An 18,616-nucleotide genomic window follows, 5' to 3' on the forward strand; every position below is an offset into this window, starting at 1 on the left:
GCAATAAATGTGCTGCTTAAAAGATGATAATTTAGAAGAATTTGATGATGATTTTTATGATGAAGAGTTTGAAGAAAAGCCTTCAAAAAGTAAAAAGCCTAAAATTTCAAGTTTTGATACTTTAAAAAAACATTTTGATATTGTTGAAGTAGAAGAACATGAAATTTATGATCTATTTATTTGTAAAAACAAAATTAAAGATAAAGTAAGTTTCATTGAATATGAAGCTTGGCTTTGTACAAAAATAAAAAAAGATAGAAAAGAAGGTTTTGCAGAAGATGTTTTAAAATATATTGATAAATTAATCAATTTTGATAAAACTAATTCTGCTCAATTATCTCTTTTTATTGAAACTGAAATACAAAAAGAAAACAAGAGAATATCAATTAAAGATTTAAGTTTTTGGGATTGTATAAATGATTACTATCTTTTTGACCTTGATGATTACTTAAAAGATATTCCTAAAAATAATGAAGAAATGATAGCATTTGTAAAAGAATGTATTACTCTTTATTTTGAGAATCCAGAAAAAGAATATGACTCTTTTGACTTTGAGTATGATGAATATTTGACATCAGAGCCTATAAGTGATAGAGAAATGTTAAGTCGCTTATATAGTAAATTAAGAATGTATTTTGGATTATCTACATATGTAGAAGATATATATTCAATATATTTAAATGGAGAAGTTCATAAAATTACTAAAAAAGGTGAAGTAAAAAAACGATTTTATGCTTCATATTATGGAGCTAGATTAAAAATAGAACTGTATGATGAAGAGTCAAAGTTTTATGATTTATATGATAAAGAATTTTGTTCTTGGTTAAGAGAAAAATTAAATATTCCATATAGAGAGCCATTAACTGATAATGAAGTAATAAAAGGTTCTTTATTAGATTTTTCAAAAAAATTTGTTAAAGATGAAAAAGAGTTTTATTCTTTTATCAATGATGCAAAAGATGCAGTTGATTTTAGAAAAAACATTATTTCATATATCAAAAAATCAGGTAATTATACAGGACATCAAGGATGTGGAGGAGGTCCACTTGATGATTGTTATAGTATAAGTTATGGATATGATTTGAATCATTTATACTTAGAAATTTCACAATTAAATGAATATAGAAAACAACTTAATAGAGAAATATATTCAAAATCTTCAAGAGAAGATTATACATATATTTTTAAAGTTAAGGGAGTTGAAGTATTTGAAAAAATGTATGAATATCTAAGTGATATTTTAGATAATAATTCTACAAAATTAGATTCATTCAAATCAACACTAAATAATGTTGATGAAACAGGCTATTCAGATGAACAATTAAATTGTTTTATGAATGGTTCTTTGTTTTAAAAAAGAAAAAAATCTCCTAGAGAGATTTTCCCTTTTGGGTTTTTTCAAGTCTTTGTATTTAAGGCTTGGAAAAGTTCAAAAATTTTTAAATATTCTTTGAGTTTGTTTTTATCAACATCATAAATATTATTCCCGAATATCTTTATTTCTAAAATTATTTCTGTCTTTGGGTTATAATAAAAATTTAAAACTATATGATTATCAAAAAATATTTGTTTTATTTTATGAATTCCCATTGTGAACTCATTACAACTTGAGTAAGAAAGAATTTCTTCTATTTTTTTAATGTCTTGAGACACTAAAGACCTTGTAGCCTGATATTCCTCGAATGTAAGATTTTTATCATACATTTTCTTATCCTTTTTTTGTATTTTAAATTAAAATAGTTTTTTTAAGATGGATAATTGCGAACATCAGTGTTTAAATTATAGTATAAACTTTTGATTATATCTAAAATTTTAGATTATGTCAAACATATGTTACCGAGGGTTAAAAATTAATTTTGCACAAAAATAACTCTTTAATTAAATTTGGCTTCCCAATATAATATCCTTGAAAATAATCCACTCCTAATTCTTTCATTGAATTAAAAATTTCTTCATTCTCTACATATTCAGCAACAATTTTAATATCCATTTTTTTTGCTAAATTTACTATGTTTTCTAATAAGATTTTATATCTCATATTTGTCTTGTAGTTTCTTACAAATTCACCATCTATTTTGATTGTTTCAATTCTTTCTAAATCTCTTAAAATACCAAAATTTGAATATCCTATACCAAAATCATCTATACTGAATGAAGCTCCTAAATTTGTAATTGCATTTATAAAATCTTGTACTTTCTTGTAATCTTTTATTGCATCACTTTCTGTGATTTCAAAATCAACTTTTTTTATATTGGCATATTCTTTTGAAATATTTTTTATATACTCATTTATCTCTTTATTGTCTATATCTTCAAATGATAGATTAATGGATACTTTTTCATCTCTATTTTTAAAATCTTCAAATGCTTGTAATACAACTTTTTTAGTTAATAGATTATATAACTTGATATTTTTACTAGTTTTTAAAAAACTATCAGGATAGTGTATAAAACCATTATGCTCTATTCTCAATAAAGCTTCATACTTTACAATGTTTTTATTTTGATCTGCAATTGGTTGATAATGAACTAAAGGATTTCCTTCTGTAATTATATTTTTTGCAAGGTTGTTTTTTACTAGTTCTTCAAGAATTGGATCTTCGTAAAAAACAACTTCCAATTTATGATGTCTTGCATATTTAATTGCAAATTCACTTTCTTCTATAAATTTTGGTCCAGAACTTATTCCAGCTGTAATATTTAGTACTATATTTCCATTAGATGATTTTATTGGCTCTAGTTTTGTGTCATGTATAAATGAATTTAAAAGCTTATGTAGTTCTTTTTTTGTAAAATTGATTCCTTGAAATAAAAGAATAAAACGATCTCCACTTCTGTATAGTTTTTTTATTTTAAAATAGGTTTTTATTTTTTTACCAATTTGCTTTAATACTCTATTTCCTATCTTTTCTGAATAGTAATAATTTACAAAATAAAACTCGTTAATATCAAGTAATACTAGAAATTGTGTAGTTTTTTTAAACATATCTTTGTATAAACGATTTCTATTGTAAAATCCTAAAAAATCTATATCTTTCATTTAGATTTTCTCCTATAATTCCAAGGTTCTGTAGGATTATTATCTGCCCACAATCCTTTTTTGAGATTTCTTGCTTCTTTTTCAGCTTTTAGGTAATTCTTTTTTTTAGAATATTGTCTATATACCCAAGCGAAACCATCTTCTACTTGCTTTAAATTTATATCTTTATTGTTTAAATATATCGTTCCAAGTATTCTTCCATATTGGTCTTTTTTGTCATAGATAACAGTTACATCTTTACCAAAAATATATTTTGATAAATTTTGTTTTGATTTGTTACCAAAAGTTTGAGATTTTTCTGGAGCATCTATATCGTTTAGTCTTATTCGATATTGTGTTTTTATATTAACTTTTTCCATTTCAAGTGGTTTTAGAAGTTTGCTTTTATTTTCTAAAACAAGTAATGTTGCTGTATCTCCATCAGCTATTGAAATTATTTTCCCTTTTAGTTCTGCTGCTTGAGTTGAAGTTAATAATCCAATGGTAATTAAAAATAATAGTTTTTTAGTCATAATTTGTTTATTCCTGTAATAGTTTTAATAAGTAATTTTTTATATCTTCTATAGCTAATTCTAAGTAGTTTAAATATTCTAAAATTAATATCTCAATATTTCTAAAAGAGTTAATTTCAAGTTGAAAATAAGCTATATAGAGTAATGATAAAAGAGTTATTAGTCTAAGTAGCATTTTAGATATTCCTTTTGTGTTCATAATTTGTATCAATGCTTGAGCTAAATATTTTATATCCTTTTTTTATCTTACTTGATAATATTTTTTCAAGATAAGAGTAAGCTTCTTTTTTATTTGTAAATATAGATTTTAGATGACCAGTTGGTGATGAATATCTAGTATTGCCAAATATTCTTTCAACTATATAATCTCCGAACAAGTTAGCTAAGATTGATATGTTATAGTATCTTTCATTTTTATTGACACTCTTTTTTAACACAACAGTCATTTTTTAAATTCCTAATTGAATATAAATTGCTATTAGTAAAAATAAGATTGATAAGATAAATATTATATATTCTGTTATGCTACCAACTGCAAACCTTAATATTATTGGTAATAGCACAAAGTTATAGTTAAATCTTTGCAATGGAAATAATCCATTTTTAATACCTTGATATGTTATTGAATCTTGCAAAATATGCAATAAAATACCTATATTAACTGCAAACAAATAGTTATAGCCTTGCATAAAAAGAAATATTCCTAAAATAGTAAACAATAGTAAGTTATGAGTTATTGTTCTATGACCAAAAATAATATTTATTGGATATGATAAATATTGCATTTTTCTTCCAATTAAACTATTTGGCTCATCAATATCAGGCAATATAGAACCTAGAGAAACTAGCCCTAAAAAGATTGAATAGTTTATATTTATTTGTGTACCAAATGCTAATGGAATAGATGCAATAGCAATAGAATTTACTATATGAGTTTTTCCTAACACTTTCTTGCCTTATAAAAGTTTACTTTGATATATTATTTTCTTCATCAGAAATTATTCCTGTTGTTATAATAGTTTTTCTAATTAGATTTGGTATAGAAGTATTTAAACTATTTGCTATATTCTGTAAGCTTTTATATTCATTTTCTGTAAAAGAAAGCATTACTTTTTTATTCCTCTTTTCTGCCTTTTGAATTCTTTTACTTATCTCTTGCAATAGTTTGTCTTTTTTAGTTGACATTGTTTATATCCTTTATATTTAATATATATGAAGTAATTATATAATATGTTTATTAAATATATATTAAGATTAACTTTATATATCTTATTGTAATATTTCTATATATGATTAGTGTATATATTTGATTATAAAGAATTGATTTCTTTTCTGAGGAATTAAATTAAATTTAAAATTTATATAAATATTACAGTGTCCAATATATGTAACTACAAAGTAGTGTTTTTGATAAAAAAGGCTAAAAACATAGCAGTGTCGCTCCATTATATAAATATAATACAGGGGGTAGTTGTTTAAGTAAAAAAGTGTTTTTGAAGAAAGAAAGGAGGTTAAGGCAATGGAACAATCAATTTTAGAGAAGTCTGTAAGAAGTTTGGTAAAGAGACAAGCATTGAAAATTATATATTATGATTTAAAAAAATTCAACCACTATGCTGTTCATTATACATCAAGAAAGATATTTTTAAGAGGAGACTTTAGTGAAAAAGTGTTTTACATTGTAGTAGCTCGTTTCTACAAAAAAGAAAAAGAAAGGTTACAAAAGAAATATTCAAGGATTAAATCTAATCAAACAATTTTAGCAATAAAAAATAGATACCCATTAATTGATGTTGAACTTCTAGCTTACTATTTAAATATCATAGAAGTATTAAATTTTAAAACACCAAAACATTATGAAAGCTTAGAGCAAATAATTAGAATAACTTTGCTTTTAGAAAATAAAAATACAACTTGTAATAAATATAAAAACTATAAATATATTAAAAAAATACAAGATGAAATAAAAATAGTTGATGTTAACTACTTAGCTTGTTTTATAAATTCTATTAAAGGATTTAACTTTAAATCAAAAGAAGAAAATGAGATACTAGAAAATATTATAAAGATAATTTTATCTATTCCAATTTCAATAGTAAATAAAACAAAACTTAAGAGTTGGCAAGTTGATATTAAATTTAATATGCAAATAAAAGAGGAGCAAATTAGAGAGATAATAAAAAACAATTTGACAAAAAATATTTTATAGAGAGTAAAAATAGATGTTCCTTTCCTTTTTTTTAGACCTAGTTTTTCTACTTCTATCTTTGCTCCCTGTAAAGTATTTAACTTTAAAGGCATAAAATGAATTACGAAGCATTGCTTTATATATTAATTTTTATTTTACCAATTAGTGTTGTTTCAGCTTATTGTTTTTTAGCTAACAAACCTAAAAAAATATATGGGCTATTGATTGTTTTAGTTCCATATATTGTTGGTCTATTTTTAATACATAAAAATTTAATTTAAAGGTACATGGATATGAAATACAAAATAAACAAAATATATTCAAAGAATAGGGATAGATAATTATGAATTCTGATAAAAGATTTTTACTTTTTGGTGGCTTAATATTTTGTTGTTTAGTTTTAACTATTTTCATTATGTATATAACTATTTTAATTTCAAGTGGGCTTTAATGAAACTAGAACTAATAGCAAAATTTAGTTTGCTTGATAGAAACAATAAACATATAGCAAATGTTGATATAGGTAAAACAATTAAAGATGAAGATTTACAGTTTTCATTAGAAGAACAATATCTTGAATTAAAAAATAAAGTTGCAAATCAAACTCCACATTATGTTGTGATTGATTTTATAAATAAGGAAGGAAAATAAAATGGGATACAGAATATATTTAGGAAGTATTAAAAAAAGTAGGTTAGATAGTATAAAGAATGCTTCTAATTGCAAAGAATTAAATACTATCTTGCATAGTGATAATCTATTAAAAATTGATAAAGATGAGTTTGAAACTTATACATTTGTTGGAGATATTCCAAATGATAAACATATACAAGAGTTTGGAAAATATGTTGGTTTTATTGATTTAATAAGAGATAAATATTCTAAACCAATTTTTTTAAATGAAAGGTTCAATGAAGATATAACAAAAGAACACGATTTGTTTATTGTGGATAAAGAAGCATTAAAAGCTATTGCAAATGATTTGAGAAATGATATGTTTGTTTATCTTACAAAACTAAATGCTTTTACTAATCTTCTTAAGATTTTAGTAACCAAAAATTATGAAGAAGAACTATATATAAACTCTTTAGACACTATTTTTAAAAATGGGTTTAATAATGAACAATATGAATTAGATTTTTTCTTAAAGAGTGAAGAAGAAATTCTAAAAAAGGATAAGAAATTTATAGAATACAAAGCTTTTGAAGAATGCTTTTTAGATGAAGAGGAATTACAGAAAACAAAATTACTATTGCTTGGATATTTACAATCAAATCTTGTAAGTGAAATTGGTGATTTTAAAGAAACATATCATTTTATAGATGATTTTGAATCAACTAATCCTTATTCTCTTACAAGATGCTGGAAAAAAGATAAAACAATTTTAGAGCTAGTAAATATCTATAAGAACTTTGATTTTGAAAATAATGAACTAATAATCTATGGTTATTAGGAGAAAAAATGATTAAAACAATAAATATGAGGAGAAAAAAATGACTAAAGAACAAAAATTACAGAAGATAGAAGATTATAAATTTCATTTACATAGAGAAAGTATAAATCCTATTGGGATTTTGAGTAATTTGGATTTTTGTAAGATAACTGGAACTAATTCAGTAGGACACTATCAATATGATGATTATGGGCAATATTTTACTTTTAGAGAAGTTCTAAATGTAAATAAATTACAGAAAATTGATTTATTAACATTTGTAAATAGGTTAGATGTATTACTAAAAGATTTGATGGAACTTGAAACTATTGAGATTGAGTTGAAAGAACAAATTTACTATTTATATTTTACAAAAATAGATCAAGATAAAAGAATTCATTTTAATAGAGTAAATAAAAACTTGTTTAAGCTCTTAATGGATTTTTATTCTTATGCAAAAGATAAATCAAATTTAAAAAAAGCTAGTTAAAAGGAAAATTTATGTGTTTAATAAAAGTTGGTGATTTGGAAAAGGTAAAACTAAAAGTTTTTAAAGTGTTGTATGTTTGTGAAAAATTAAATATTTGCTTATTGTTTGAAAAAACATATAGCCCAAACGAAATAGAAGAGTTAGAGCTGTTTAATAAAGATAGCTTTATAGAAGATGTATTATTGAATTTAAAATACTACAAAATGGAGTTATTAGATAACAATATTCATCTATTTACAAAGCTTTCAAATAATGTAAATTTTTCTCAAAATATAGAAAATAATCAAGATTTTCAAATTCTCTATATTGAAGATATTGATAATTTTATAGATGAAATAAATCCTTATACAAATATAGCATTTGGAAAAGATGCTTATGGTGTATCAAGATTTCAAATGCTTAATAATATAAATAGCTATGAGGTTAAAGGAATATTAAATAAATATTCTAAAGAAGATAATTTAGATGATTTAAAAAATCTTTTAAAAACTAATAGTTATGGTTTTACACCATTTATTTTATATAAAGATAATGATATAGAAATATTCCCAATAGAAGCTAAAACTAGATATATATAAATCTATGCACATATCTGTTCTAAAATATGCAGGAGTAAAAAATGTTGGATAGAGAGTTTGTTGAAAAGACTATCAATGAACATAAAAAAGTTTATAAAAAGAGATTGGTTCTTTTATTTAGTAAAGTTTATGATTTGCTTAAAGATGGTGAACATAATATATCTTTAGAGATAAATGAATTTGGCTATTTTATTAGAATAAAAGATTATAGTTCATTAATTGGTGATAATTCACTAAATAATACTTTTAATCCAGAATCTTATAAGAGGTTAAAAGATTGTTATGGTTGGGATGAAAAAGAATTTATCCAAAAATTAGATGAAAGAATTGAACATATTAATCAGCATATAAAAATGGTTATTAATTATGAAGAATCTGCAAGAATTAAAAAATGAGCTTAGAAATATATATATTAGCTATTTTAAATCTTTTAGCTGTTTTATCAATGATGATTAATGTATTTATATAAGGAGTAACTATGCAAGGTATAAAACTTATAAGAGAAAATAAAGAAGAGAAGATACTTAGCTTTAGAACAAAGTTTGAATTAAAAAACAACAGCTTTTATCAAGATATTCTAAAAAACTATCATAGCTATTATAAAAAAGATGGTGCAAAATTAGAGTGCTTATGTAATGGTGTTGATATGGCTTGTAAAAAGACAAGTTACTACTTTTTATCAAATCTTCCAAATAACAGTAATAGACATAGTGAAGATTGTATTTACTATGAACATTTAGAAAATTTAACAGATAGTGATGATAAATATAAAGTATTAATTTTTAAAGAGCCTATATTAAATTTTTCAACTGCTACTCAAAAAGAGAAAGATGAACATAATCAAAAAGAGAGCCATAGAAAAAATACATATGTTAATTTTTGTACTGATATGATAAGTGAAGCTATGTCAATTGCTTTTAATAGAAAGAATAAAGAGGCAAAGAGTAGGGCTAATTTATCTTATCCTAATTACCAGGAATTTTTAAATTCATTTAATATGCTAATAAATAAAAATGAACTTTTACCAAATGGATCTATTAGAAATAGTTTGGATAAGTATTACAACTTTTGCTATGGAGTTATAGATTATGACTTCATAACTCAATTACAACAGGATAAGCAAAAAGAGTATGATCTATATTTACCTACTGTTAAAAAGCTATATGATAGTGATAAAAATTTTATAGGATATGATAAAACAACTATAAATTGTAAAATAAATTTTTATACTCTTAGAGCTGCTAGTGAACTTGTAAAAAACTTTAATAATTACATTAGTGGTCCATACTTTTTTATGGCCATATATAAGCAAAATAAAGACAATAAAAAGATTGTTAGATTATTTCTTCATCCAGTTTATTTTGACAATGAGCAAATAGTATTTGTTGATAGTGGATATGAACGAAAATATGCAAAAAATTTGCTTGAGAATAAAGTTCCATTTATAAAACCAATATCAGATAGTTGTTTTTATAAAATTAATGGAAGATTTGTAAACTACCAAAAAGAAGATTTGAAATTTACAAGAGCATCATTACAGTTCTTGCCAGATTTCATAGAATTTAGTGAAAATAAAATTGATATTGTTGAGGTTAGTGGATATGATAATGCTGAATATCAGAATTTAATGGATAGAAAAATTAAGCATTATGATAATGAATCTGTAAAGAGTGGTGGATTATATCAGGTTAAGGTTGTAAATGGGAAGAGGAACTATAATGAAATGTAAAGGTAAATAGTATATAACACTATTTACCTTTATTCTTAAATACTTAATTATTTTAACTAAGATTTTTTAAATCTATAATGTTATTATACGATTGTAGCCAGATCAGTATCTCATACAAGAGGATAGTATGGATATAAAATATATTTTAATATAAAGAAAACTTACTTATATAAGTCCAAATGAATTTAAGAATAGATAAAATAAAAATCTTAAGGGCGTTAACTGGTTATCACTCTTTTTGGTTATTCCATGGTAAATATAAATAGGATAGTATAATGACAGCAAAGGAAACAAAATTATTAAAGTTTATTGCAAATTCTTCTCAATTTGTAATACCAATTTATCAAAGAACTTACAGTTGGACTGAGCCAGAATGTTTTCAACTTTGGCAAGATATTGTAAGAGCAGGAAAAAATGAAAAAATCGGTGCCCATTTTATTGGTTCAGTAGTTTATGTACAAGACGGAAATTACTCTGTAACCATACAATCTTCTTTACTGGTTATAGATGGTCAACAGAGACTTACGACTGTAGTACTATTACTAGCTGCTCTGTCTAATTTATTAGATGATGAGCAAGAAATTATAGAAGATTTTTCAAAAAAGAAGCTAACAGGTAGATATTTGATTGATCCTTTGGAAAGTGGAGATAGAAAATATAAGCTTATCCTATCTCAAACGGACAAAGACACTTTAATAGCTCTTATTAATAAAGACAAAATAAATTTACCAAAAGATTATTCTCTTAGAGTAAAAACTAATTATGAGTTTTTTGAAAATAAACTGGCTGAAAATATAGATGATCTTGAAACTATTTGTAAAGGTATAGCAAAACTACTAATCGTAGATATTTCACTTGATAGACAATATGATAATCCTCAATTGATCTTTGAAAGTATGAATTCAACAGGTAAAGAGTTAACTCAAGCAGATTTAATCAGAAATTACATCCTAATGGACTTGGAACATGAACTTCAATCAAGACTCTATAAAGAGTATTGGCGACCAATGGAGCTTGATTTTGGACAAGAAGCTTACCAGACATATTTTGATGCTTTTATGAGACATTATCTTACAGTAAAAACAAAAGAAATTCCGAAAATAGATAGTATTTATGAAGAATTTAAAAAATATCATAGAGAAGAAAATATATCTATCGAATTATTAGTAGCTGACATTAAAACTTTTTCTCAATATTTTTGTAAAATGGCTTTAGGGCAAGAAAAGGATAAAGCATTATCTTATGCCTTTAAAGATTTAAAAGAATTAAAAGTTGATGTTGCATATCCATTACTATTAGAGTTTTATGATGATTATGAAAACAACCATTTATCTAAAGATGATTTTGAAAAAGCTATTAGATTAATAGAAAGTTATGTATTTAGAAGAGCTGTTTGTGCAATCCCTACAAATTCACTTAACAAAACATTTGCAAATTTTACAAAATCAATCAAAAAAGATAGATATTTAGAGAGTATCCAAGCTACGTTTATGCTTTTAACATCTTATAAGAAGTTTCCGACAGATTCAGAATTTAAACTCTCTTTAGTAGAAAAGAATTTATATAATATGCAAAATAAAAGCTATTGGCTGAGAAGATTTGAAAATTTTAAAAGAAAAGAAAAAGTCAATCTTAATGAATATACAATAGAACACATAATGCCTCAAAATAAGAATTTATCAAAAGAGTGGCAAAACACTTTAGGAGAAAATTGGCAAGACATTCAAGCTCAATGGATTCATACGATAGGAAACTTAACTCTTACAGGATATAACTCTGAGTATAGTGATAAACCTTTTGAAGAAAAAAGAGATATGGAAGGTGGTTTTGCTAAAAGTCCTTTAAAATTAAATGAAGGATTGGGAGATATAGAACTTATTTGGAATGAAGATGCTATCAAAAATAGAGGTAAAAGATTATCAAATCAAGCAATTGAAGTTTGGAAATTCCCTGAACTTGAAACATCAATTTTAGAGACTTATAAAGCACCTAAAACTTCAAATAGCAATTACACTATGGATGATCATCCAAATCTTTTGAAATCTCAAAATAAAAAGCTTTTTGAAGAATTAAGAAAAGAAGTATTGTCCTTAGACTCAAATGTAACCGAGGAGTTTTTAAAACTTTATATCGCTTATAAAGCTGAGACAAATTTTGTAGATATAGTTCCACAAGCAAATAGTTTAAAACTTTATATAAACATAGCATTAAATGAACTAGAAGATCCAAAGAAACTTGGAAGAGATGTATCAAATATAGGAACTTGGGGTAATGGTGATACTGAGGTAATATTAAACTCAACAGATGGAATTCCATACATAATAGGCTTAGTGAGACAAGCTTTGGAAAAACAATTAGGAAATGATATAGACTAAAAAATAGGAAGATGAATGATTTAAAAATAAACACTTGGAAAAAACTTTAAAAGATTATTATATATAAGTTATACAGAGATTTATTTATGTAAAATATAGGATGTAATATGAAAATACAAAAAATTCAAATTGAAAATTTTAGGCTTCTCAAAAATATAACAATTAATTTGGAAAAAGAGCTTTCAATTATTCTAGGTAAAAATAATGGTGGAAAAACTTATTTTTTATCTATACTTGATAAGTTTTTAAATAATTCTAATGGTTTTTTATTTAATGACTTTAATGTGGAATTTACAAAAAGTTTTTTGCCATATAATTAAGAATAGTTAAATATTCAAAGAAAATCTATAAAATTAAAACTATATATTGCACATATATAAGCTCAGAAAATATTTTTTCATCAGTGCCTGTTATTTATTTATGGTGGTTTATTTTAAGAATGGTTGTTAATAACAGTGTTTTAGAATAATTTATATTATTTAACTTTATATAAATATTACAAATTGCAATATTTTTTATTACTCTAATATTTTTTTGTTAATATTCCATTATGAAAAATTCTTTAAACATATTACATGAAATAGACCAGGTATTAATTGGTGATGTCACTTACTATGAATTTAATAGCATAGAAAAAAATCTTAGTAATAAATATAGAAAAGGTAGAGTGAATGCTTCAAAATGGTTGAGTGAGCTAATATTTATGTTTATTAAAAAAGAGAGTAATTTTTTGTTAGAATTCAAAGAACTAATACAACAACAAAAGTTAGATCTGAGTAATTTAGAAAATAGTGACTTTAAAAAAGGCTTATTTGACGAGCTTAATGCAATTGAGGAAATGGTAAATGATAGAATTAATCGTAATAAGTAGTTTAATTTTTGTTGTTTCAGTTTTCTTTGTTGTATTTTTAATAGAAAAATCAAAGGAAAGAGGTAAAATACCTTTTGATGATAGGTTGAAATAAGTTATATATGCAAATCTTTTATAACAAAAACAACTTATAATTTTTAAGACTTAAAAAATAGAACAAATATTTTAATAATCCAAAATTTTTTAAAACCTATTATCCAATATACTTCTTATGACATAAATATTTACTAAAGAAATATTGAGTTTGAGTTCATGCAGATAGTAGATATTTTTTATAATAGACAAAGATTAAATTCAATAAATGGATATATTTTGTCAACTGAATTTGAAGATAAAATGTTACGTTTAGAAATGGTTAGTTAAATTATAAATTTTGTGTCATATAAAGTGTTGACAGATCATTTAGTATAAATTCTTTTAATAGATTAAACACTCTCATATTTACTTTAAAAAGAGGAATAGCTTTTCCCTCAAACTCTTCAAAGTATGTAAATGACCCCAAAATAGTAGTCAATCTTTATTAAAATATTTGCCTAATATTCTAGTAAAAACAATAACAGATGAATTATATTCTAGTATTGATAATAGAATGGATGATTTAAAAGAAACTATTAGAAAATAATAATATTATTTATCTTTAAAGAATAAAAATAAAGTATACAAATAGTAAATTTTTTATTGTTATGATATAAAAACAGATTTCTTTAAAATTATTTTCTAATATCTTGACAAATATAGACTAAAGGTTGTATAATTATTAGCACTCTATGTATTTAGATGCTAAAAAAAATAAGGATAGCGTTTTTATGGATAAATATAATATTAATGCAATATACATACCTGCTATTTTCTTAATGATACCAATAGTTTTTGTAATTGAAGTTTTAAGAATTGATACTGATAAAATAATAAAAACTATGGGAATGATTAATTATGAATTTGATGGGATAACGATAACTGCAGGAATAGTTTTGTGGATTTTTTTCTTTAAAGTGATTAGATACATTGGGAAACATTTTGTTGAAAATCGTATTTTTGAAAATGGGAGTAAATTTCCAACAACGTTATATTTAACGAAAGATTCAAATGAACTTTCAAGTGCTATTAAAACAAAGATTTTTCAACATTTAGAGTCAGATTTTAAATTCGAACTTTCACATTTAGATCAATTAAATGGAAAAGAAGAGCTTAAAGAAATTAATAGTTTAGTTGGTTCAATCCGTAGAAAAGTTAAAGATGGTACTTTAACTTTGAAAAGAAATATAGATTATGGACAAGTAAGGAATTTTATTGGAGGATTATTTATTGCTTTACCTATTACATTATTATGTAATATTTATTGTATTTATTACTCACAATATGGAATTATTGAATATACTTTATTTGGCATAAGTTTAGTATTTATTCTTATCTTACTGTTTCATGTTTCTATTATTAAAAAGTTTGCAGACGAATATGCCCGTATGCTATTTGAAGATTATTTAACATTAGAAAGGAATTAATCTATGATTTATACAAAGATTGGATTTTTACCAGTTGACAATGGTAATATGACATTTATCAAATTAAATGATGTAAAGGAAACAACGATTTTATACGATATGTATATTAGAGAAAAAGCAACTGACCCTAATGATAAAACATATGATGTTTTACAATATTTAAAAGATAATTTAAAAACAGATTCAAACGGTAGACATTTTGTTGATGTATTTATTTTATCTCATCATGATGATGACCATATTAGAGGTTTTGAAAACTACTTTTATACAGGGGATATAAAAGAGATTCCAGATAAATGTGAAAAAATTTACATTAAAGAGATTTGGGGTTCTTCTCGTTTCTTTAAAAGAGCTAGTAAGTACAATAAATTAGAAGATGGTGCATTAGCTTTTAATACAGAAATGAAAAGAAGATATGAACTTTATAAAAAACATAAAGAAATACAAGAAGAAGGCAATAGAATTATCATTTTAGGAGAATCTGAAGACGATAAAACAGATCATGTTGAAGATATTGTTTATGGAATTGGAGAATCTATTCATATGTTAAACAATAGAAATTTAGCTTCAAAAATTGATATTAATATATTAGGTCCAATTGAACAACAAGAAAATGAAGCTGATGAATTATATAGAAGAAAAAATAGAGGGAGTGTAATCTTACAAATCAATATTAAAGAAAGTTATTACATAAATCAAATATTATTAACTGGTGATGCAGGAGCAGATGTATTGGAATATATGCATGATATTTATCAAAAAGAACTAAATAAATTTAAGTATGATATTTTACAAGCACCACATCATTGTTCTAAATACTCTATGTTTAATAAAATAAGTGAAGATGAATGTGAGTTATCTGGAAAAGCATATAAAATGCTTTCTCAAGTAAATCCAGGAGCTAAAATAATTGCTAGCTGTAGAGAATTTGGTAAAGATACACCTCCTCACAAAGAAGCAAAAAAGGAATATGAAAAAATTGTTGGAGAATCAAACTTTTTATATACTTTAGGTTATAAAAATGGGCTTGAACCAATTGAATTTGAATTAACACAATTAGGACATAAAGAGATAGTAAAAGCATCTAAAGCTAAAATGACTACTGCATCTGCAATATCAGTCGGAGAAGCACGTGGACATGGTTAATTCTCATTTTATTGAATTAGCTCATGAATATACTAATCAATCACATCATATAAGTCATGTAACAGATATACAAGTGGATGAAGTAAATAAAAAAGCTTCATTCACTGCCATTTTTAAATTAAACTTTCCAAGTGCAATAACAGGCGATGAAACAGAATTTGGTGTTAGAAAAGAAGAAAAAGTTACATTTGAATTTTGTGAAAAATTTCCAAGTAAAGCACCTTTTATTACATTAAGAAAAGATTTTCCAAGAGATTTTGAACATATCAATCCAAATAGTGAAGTAGTTAATCCTTGTATATATGAAAGAAATTTAAGTGAACTATTACAGCAACCAAAATTTTTTGATGAGATATTAGATCAAATGGCTTTTTGGTTAGATAAAACAGTTACTAACACACTATTTGATATTTCTCAAGGGTGGGAACCTATGAGAACAGATGAAAATAAAGGTATTATTGAATATCCAACAAGTTTTGCTGAAAAAAATATTTTAGAAGGAATTAATTGTATTGGTATTAAATATGATAAATATGATAATAAGATATATGCATCATTAATGAAATTACATACAAGTAATTTGAATAAAACTAATCATTCTATATTAATCCCTTTTTTTAGTAAAGGTGTTGCAGACAGATATTATCCTAATAATATATGTGAATTTCGTGATTTAGTAGATTTCTGTAATAAAGTTCATATTTATAATTTAGGTGAACAATTAAGTGATGCACATGAACTTTTACAAAAAGTTTCTTATGTGTTTATTACATTATTTATAAAACGTCCTGCAAAATTAATTGGAACTAATTCTGAATTTGAAATTGTAAATTTTGTAATAAACGTAAAAACATTAAAAGGTAATAAAATTCAACATGGAGCGGCTGTTTATACATTAGCAACCATTGAATCTGCTTCAAAAGAATTATTAGCAAAATTTTCTGGCCTTAATAAAAAGCATATAAATAAAGATATGATAATTACTCAAATTGGTTGCGGTAGTTTAGGTTCTAAAATAATAATGAATTTATCAAGAACTGGTATTACTAATAATATTAACTTGATAGATAATGGATTATTTAATGCACATAATTATGCTCGACATGCTTTAAGTAGTTCAATAGGTATTTTTTCATATAAAAGTAAACTTTTAGAATCTTCTTTAATAGCTATGGGATTGCAAAATGTAAAAAGTATAATTGATGATATTAGAGATATAAAAGAACAAATTAAAGAAAATCAAATTTTAATCGAATCTACAGCAGATATTTCTGTTAGAAATTTTTTAGTTGATGATGAGATAAAAAGTGAAGTAATTTATACAGTACTTCATCAACTAGGTACTTTGGGTTTAGTATTTATAGAAGCAAAAAATAGAAGTGTAAGAATTGATGATTTAATGGTTGAATTTTATTATCTATGTTTTTGCCATGAGGAATTATCTAAATTAATTAGAACTAATAATATAAAATATGAAGTTATTGGACAAGGATGTGGTTCATTAACAACAATTGTTTCTGATGCTACTATTTCTATGCAAGCTGCTTCAATGGCAAATATAATTCAAAAAAGATTAGAGTATGGTTCAAAAGATTTTGGAGAGCTTTATATAGGCCAGATTCAAAATAATATAAATATATCTTGGAAAAATTTAGAAGTACTTCCTCCAGTTATATTAAATGAAAGCACATATAATATGCAAGTAAGAGTTTCACCAAGAGTAATTAATATGATTAAAGAAGAATCAAAAAAACATCTACCAAATGAAACTGGAGGAGTTTTAATTGGCCATATATCATTAGTAAATAGAACTTTTACAATTGTAGATTTTATAGATGCACCAGAAGATAGTAAAAGAAGTCCATGTTATTTTGAATTAGGTACAATTGGACTTAAAGATAAAATAGAATCTTATGAAGTTAAAACAAATGGTTTATTAACTTACATAGGTACATGGCATACTCATCCTAATGGAGGTGGACCATCTGGAACTGATAAGAAAATGAAAGAAAAATTAATGAAAGACAGAGGAAATTGTCCATCTGTTTGTTTGATTTATAGTAGTGATAATTTTTTAACTTTTTAAGAAAATAGCTTTGAAAAGTATTTTGATTATTTGATTTCATTAATTAGAGTTTAATAATTAAAAGAACTGGGACTGTTAGAATACCCACATTTAAGTGGGTATTTTTTAATAATTAACGATATATAGTGCATTAATTATATCTTTAATTATTTTAGAATTTTCTCAAAATTGTTATTTTAATTAACTGAATAATTTTTTGTCTATTTTTGTGGGCTCATTCCACTTGTCATAATTCCAAATTCACTAGCTACAGCCCATTTTTACATTTATCAATAAACTGATATAGGTTAATAGACTCTCTACAACAACCACAATCTCTTGGATAGCTTAGAATTGTTTCTGTAGATGAAGCATTAATAAGTAAAATATCATCAATAGATGTATTTTTTTGGAATTTAGTATCCATAATTACTTCGATAAGTTCTTTTGATATTTTTATATCTTCAATTTTCAGCATTTAATTCCTTTTCTTCTAATAAAAATATTTTATTTTCACATTTAACAATGTATGAATTCTCATTTATCTCTAAATCAATTTTAATTTCTAAAATTTTACCTATCTTCCTTTTTCTTATTTGTTCATGTTTTATATTTCCAAATAAGTCAGAAATTGCTATAGGTTCACTTAAAATAGTAAAGGCAACAGTATCTCATAAATTAAAAAGTA

Annotated in this window: 24 protein-coding genes; 15 read left to right on the plus strand and 9 right to left on the minus strand. The window is 24.2% G+C overall.

Annotated elements, in window-relative coordinates; genetic code table 11:
* Positions 1-7 precede the first annotated feature (7 nt).
* Positions 8-1,354, plus strand: a complete 1,347-nt coding sequence (locus ALANTH_RS05605; protein ID WP_026807693.1) for a hypothetical protein — start codon at positions 8-10, stop codon at positions 1,352-1,354.
* 44 nt (positions 1,355-1,398) lie between these two features.
* Here ALANTH_RS05605 and ALANTH_RS05610 read toward each other — a convergent pair whose 3' ends face one another.
* The 7 genes from ALANTH_RS05610 to ALANTH_RS05640 all read right to left on the minus strand — a co-directional run bounded on the left by ALANTH_RS05610 (position 1,399) and on the right by ALANTH_RS05640 (position 4,737).
* Complete coding sequence (locus ALANTH_RS05610; protein WP_026807694.1) at positions 1,399-1,704, minus strand: hypothetical protein; 306 nt, start codon at positions 1,702-1,704, stop codon at positions 1,399-1,401.
* 139 nt (positions 1,705-1,843) lie between these two features.
* On the minus strand, positions 1,844-3,040 hold the full coding sequence (locus tag ALANTH_RS05615) for an EAL domain-containing protein (protein WP_026807695.1): 1,197 nt from the start codon (positions 3,038-3,040) through the stop codon (positions 1,844-1,846).
* Entirely contained in the window at positions 3,037-3,552 is a 516-nt protein-coding gene (locus tag ALANTH_RS05620) for a thermonuclease family protein (protein WP_026807696.1), read from the minus strand. Before ALANTH_RS05620 ends, ALANTH_RS05615 begins: the two co-directional genes overlap by 4 nt.
* A gap of 7 nt (positions 3,553-3,559) precedes the next feature.
* Positions 3,560-3,727, minus strand: a complete 168-nt coding sequence (locus tag ALANTH_RS05625) for a hypothetical protein (RefSeq protein WP_157833594.1) — start codon at positions 3,725-3,727, stop codon at positions 3,560-3,562.
* Position 3,728: 1 nt separating this feature from the next.
* A complete protein-coding gene (locus ALANTH_RS05630) occupies positions 3,729-3,998 on the minus strand; it encodes a WGR domain-containing protein (protein ID WP_051583611.1) in 270 nt (89 codons plus the stop codon).
* A gap of 3 nt (positions 3,999-4,001) precedes the next feature.
* Positions 4,002-4,499, minus strand: a complete 498-nt coding sequence (locus ALANTH_RS05635) for a metal-dependent hydrolase (RefSeq protein WP_026807698.1) — start codon at positions 4,497-4,499, stop codon at positions 4,002-4,004.
* A gap of 19 nt (positions 4,500-4,518) precedes the next feature.
* Positions 4,519-4,737: a hypothetical protein gene (locus ALANTH_RS05640; protein ID WP_026807699.1), complete on the minus strand. Its 219-nt coding sequence runs from the start codon at positions 4,735-4,737 to the stop codon at positions 4,519-4,521.
* A 334-nt stretch (positions 4,738-5,071) separates the two neighbouring features.
* Here ALANTH_RS05640 and ALANTH_RS05645 point away from each other — a divergent pair, with 334 nt between their 5' ends.
* From ALANTH_RS05645 to ALANTH_RS05695, 11 genes are all read left to right on the plus strand, one after another.
* On the plus strand, positions 5,072-5,761 hold the full coding sequence (locus ALANTH_RS05645) for a hypothetical protein (RefSeq protein ID WP_026807700.1): 690 nt from the start codon (positions 5,072-5,074) through the stop codon (positions 5,759-5,761).
* Positions 5,762-5,856: 95 nt separating this feature from the next.
* Positions 5,857-6,021 (plus strand): hypothetical protein, encoded by a 165-nt coding sequence (locus tag ALANTH_RS05650; protein WP_157833595.1) that lies wholly within the window; start codon positions 5,857-5,859, stop codon positions 6,019-6,021.
* A 169-nt stretch (positions 6,022-6,190) separates the two neighbouring features.
* Complete coding sequence (locus ALANTH_RS05655; protein ID WP_026807701.1) at positions 6,191-6,391, plus strand: hypothetical protein; 201 nt, start codon at positions 6,191-6,193, stop codon at positions 6,389-6,391.
* A 1-nt stretch (position 6,392) separates the two neighbouring features.
* Positions 6,393-7,193, plus strand: coding sequence for a hypothetical protein (locus ALANTH_RS05660; RefSeq protein WP_026807702.1), 801 nt, complete (start codon positions 6,393-6,395; stop codon positions 7,191-7,193).
* Between the two features lie 40 nt (positions 7,194-7,233).
* Positions 7,234-7,662, plus strand: a complete 429-nt coding sequence (locus ALANTH_RS05665) for a hypothetical protein (protein WP_026807703.1) — start codon at positions 7,234-7,236, stop codon at positions 7,660-7,662.
* Positions 7,663-7,673: 11 nt separating this feature from the next.
* The gene (locus tag ALANTH_RS05670) at positions 7,674-8,240 is read left to right on the plus strand and encodes a hypothetical protein (protein WP_026807704.1); all 567 of its coding nucleotides are present in this window, start codon (positions 7,674-7,676) and stop codon (positions 8,238-8,240) included.
* A gap of 41 nt (positions 8,241-8,281) precedes the next feature.
* Positions 8,282-8,635 (plus strand): hypothetical protein, encoded by a 354-nt coding sequence (locus ALANTH_RS05675; protein WP_026807705.1) that lies wholly within the window; start codon positions 8,282-8,284, stop codon positions 8,633-8,635.
* An 83-nt stretch (positions 8,636-8,718) separates the two neighbouring features.
* Positions 8,719-9,969, plus strand: coding sequence for a hypothetical protein (locus ALANTH_RS05680; protein ID WP_026807706.1), 1,251 nt, complete (start codon positions 8,719-8,721; stop codon positions 9,967-9,969).
* Between the two features lie 275 nt (positions 9,970-10,244).
* Positions 10,245-12,344 (plus strand): DUF262 and DUF1524 domain-containing protein, encoded by a 2,100-nt coding sequence (locus ALANTH_RS05685; protein ID WP_026807707.1) that lies wholly within the window; start codon positions 10,245-10,247, stop codon positions 12,342-12,344.
* A 107-nt stretch (positions 12,345-12,451) separates the two neighbouring features.
* The gene (locus tag ALANTH_RS05690; protein ID WP_026807708.1) at positions 12,452-12,664 is read left to right on the plus strand and encodes an AAA family ATPase; all 213 of its coding nucleotides are present in this window, start codon (positions 12,452-12,454) and stop codon (positions 12,662-12,664) included.
* A 230-nt stretch (positions 12,665-12,894) separates the two neighbouring features.
* Positions 12,895-13,215, plus strand: a complete 321-nt coding sequence (locus tag ALANTH_RS05695) for a hypothetical protein (protein ID WP_051583614.1) — start codon at positions 12,895-12,897, stop codon at positions 13,213-13,215.
* Positions 13,216-13,579: 364 nt separating this feature from the next.
* Here the strand turns inward: ALANTH_RS05695 and ALANTH_RS11400 are convergent, their stop codons facing one another.
* Positions 13,580-13,729 carry a hypothetical protein gene (locus tag ALANTH_RS11400; protein WP_208993241.1) on the minus strand — a complete coding sequence of 50 codons (150 nt, stop codon included), beginning with the start codon at positions 13,727-13,729 and terminating at the stop codon, positions 13,580-13,582.
* Positions 13,730-14,021: 292 nt separating this feature from the next.
* Here ALANTH_RS11400 and ALANTH_RS05700 point away from each other — a divergent pair, with 292 nt between their 5' ends.
* The 3 genes from ALANTH_RS05700 to ALANTH_RS05710 are packed head-to-tail and all read left to right on the plus strand — an operon-like array spanning position 14,022 to position 17,949.
* A complete protein-coding gene (locus tag ALANTH_RS05700; RefSeq protein ID WP_026807710.1) occupies positions 14,022-14,717 on the plus strand; it encodes a hypothetical protein in 696 nt (231 codons plus the stop codon).
* A gap of 3 nt (positions 14,718-14,720) precedes the next feature.
* Complete coding sequence (locus tag ALANTH_RS05705) at positions 14,721-15,863, plus strand: ComEC/Rec2 family competence protein (RefSeq protein ID WP_026807711.1); 1,143 nt, start codon at positions 14,721-14,723, stop codon at positions 15,861-15,863.
* A complete protein-coding gene (locus ALANTH_RS05710) occupies positions 15,856-17,949 on the plus strand; it encodes a Mov34/MPN/PAD-1 family protein (protein ID WP_026807712.1) in 2,094 nt (697 codons plus the stop codon). The genes ALANTH_RS05705 and ALANTH_RS05710 overlap by 8 nt, the downstream gene beginning before the upstream one ends.
* Positions 17,950-18,196: 247 nt before the next feature.
* Here ALANTH_RS05710 and ALANTH_RS05715 read toward each other — a convergent pair whose 3' ends face one another.
* Entirely contained in the window at positions 18,197-18,406 is a 210-nt protein-coding gene (locus ALANTH_RS05715; protein ID WP_026807713.1) for a hypothetical protein, read from the minus strand.
* Positions 18,407-18,616: the final 210 nt, after the last annotated feature.

It is taken from the genome of Aliarcobacter lanthieri (assembly GCF_013201625.1).
In the GTDB taxonomy this organism is placed as follows: Bacteria; Campylobacterota; Campylobacteria; order Campylobacterales; family Arcobacteraceae; genus Aliarcobacter; species Aliarcobacter lanthieri.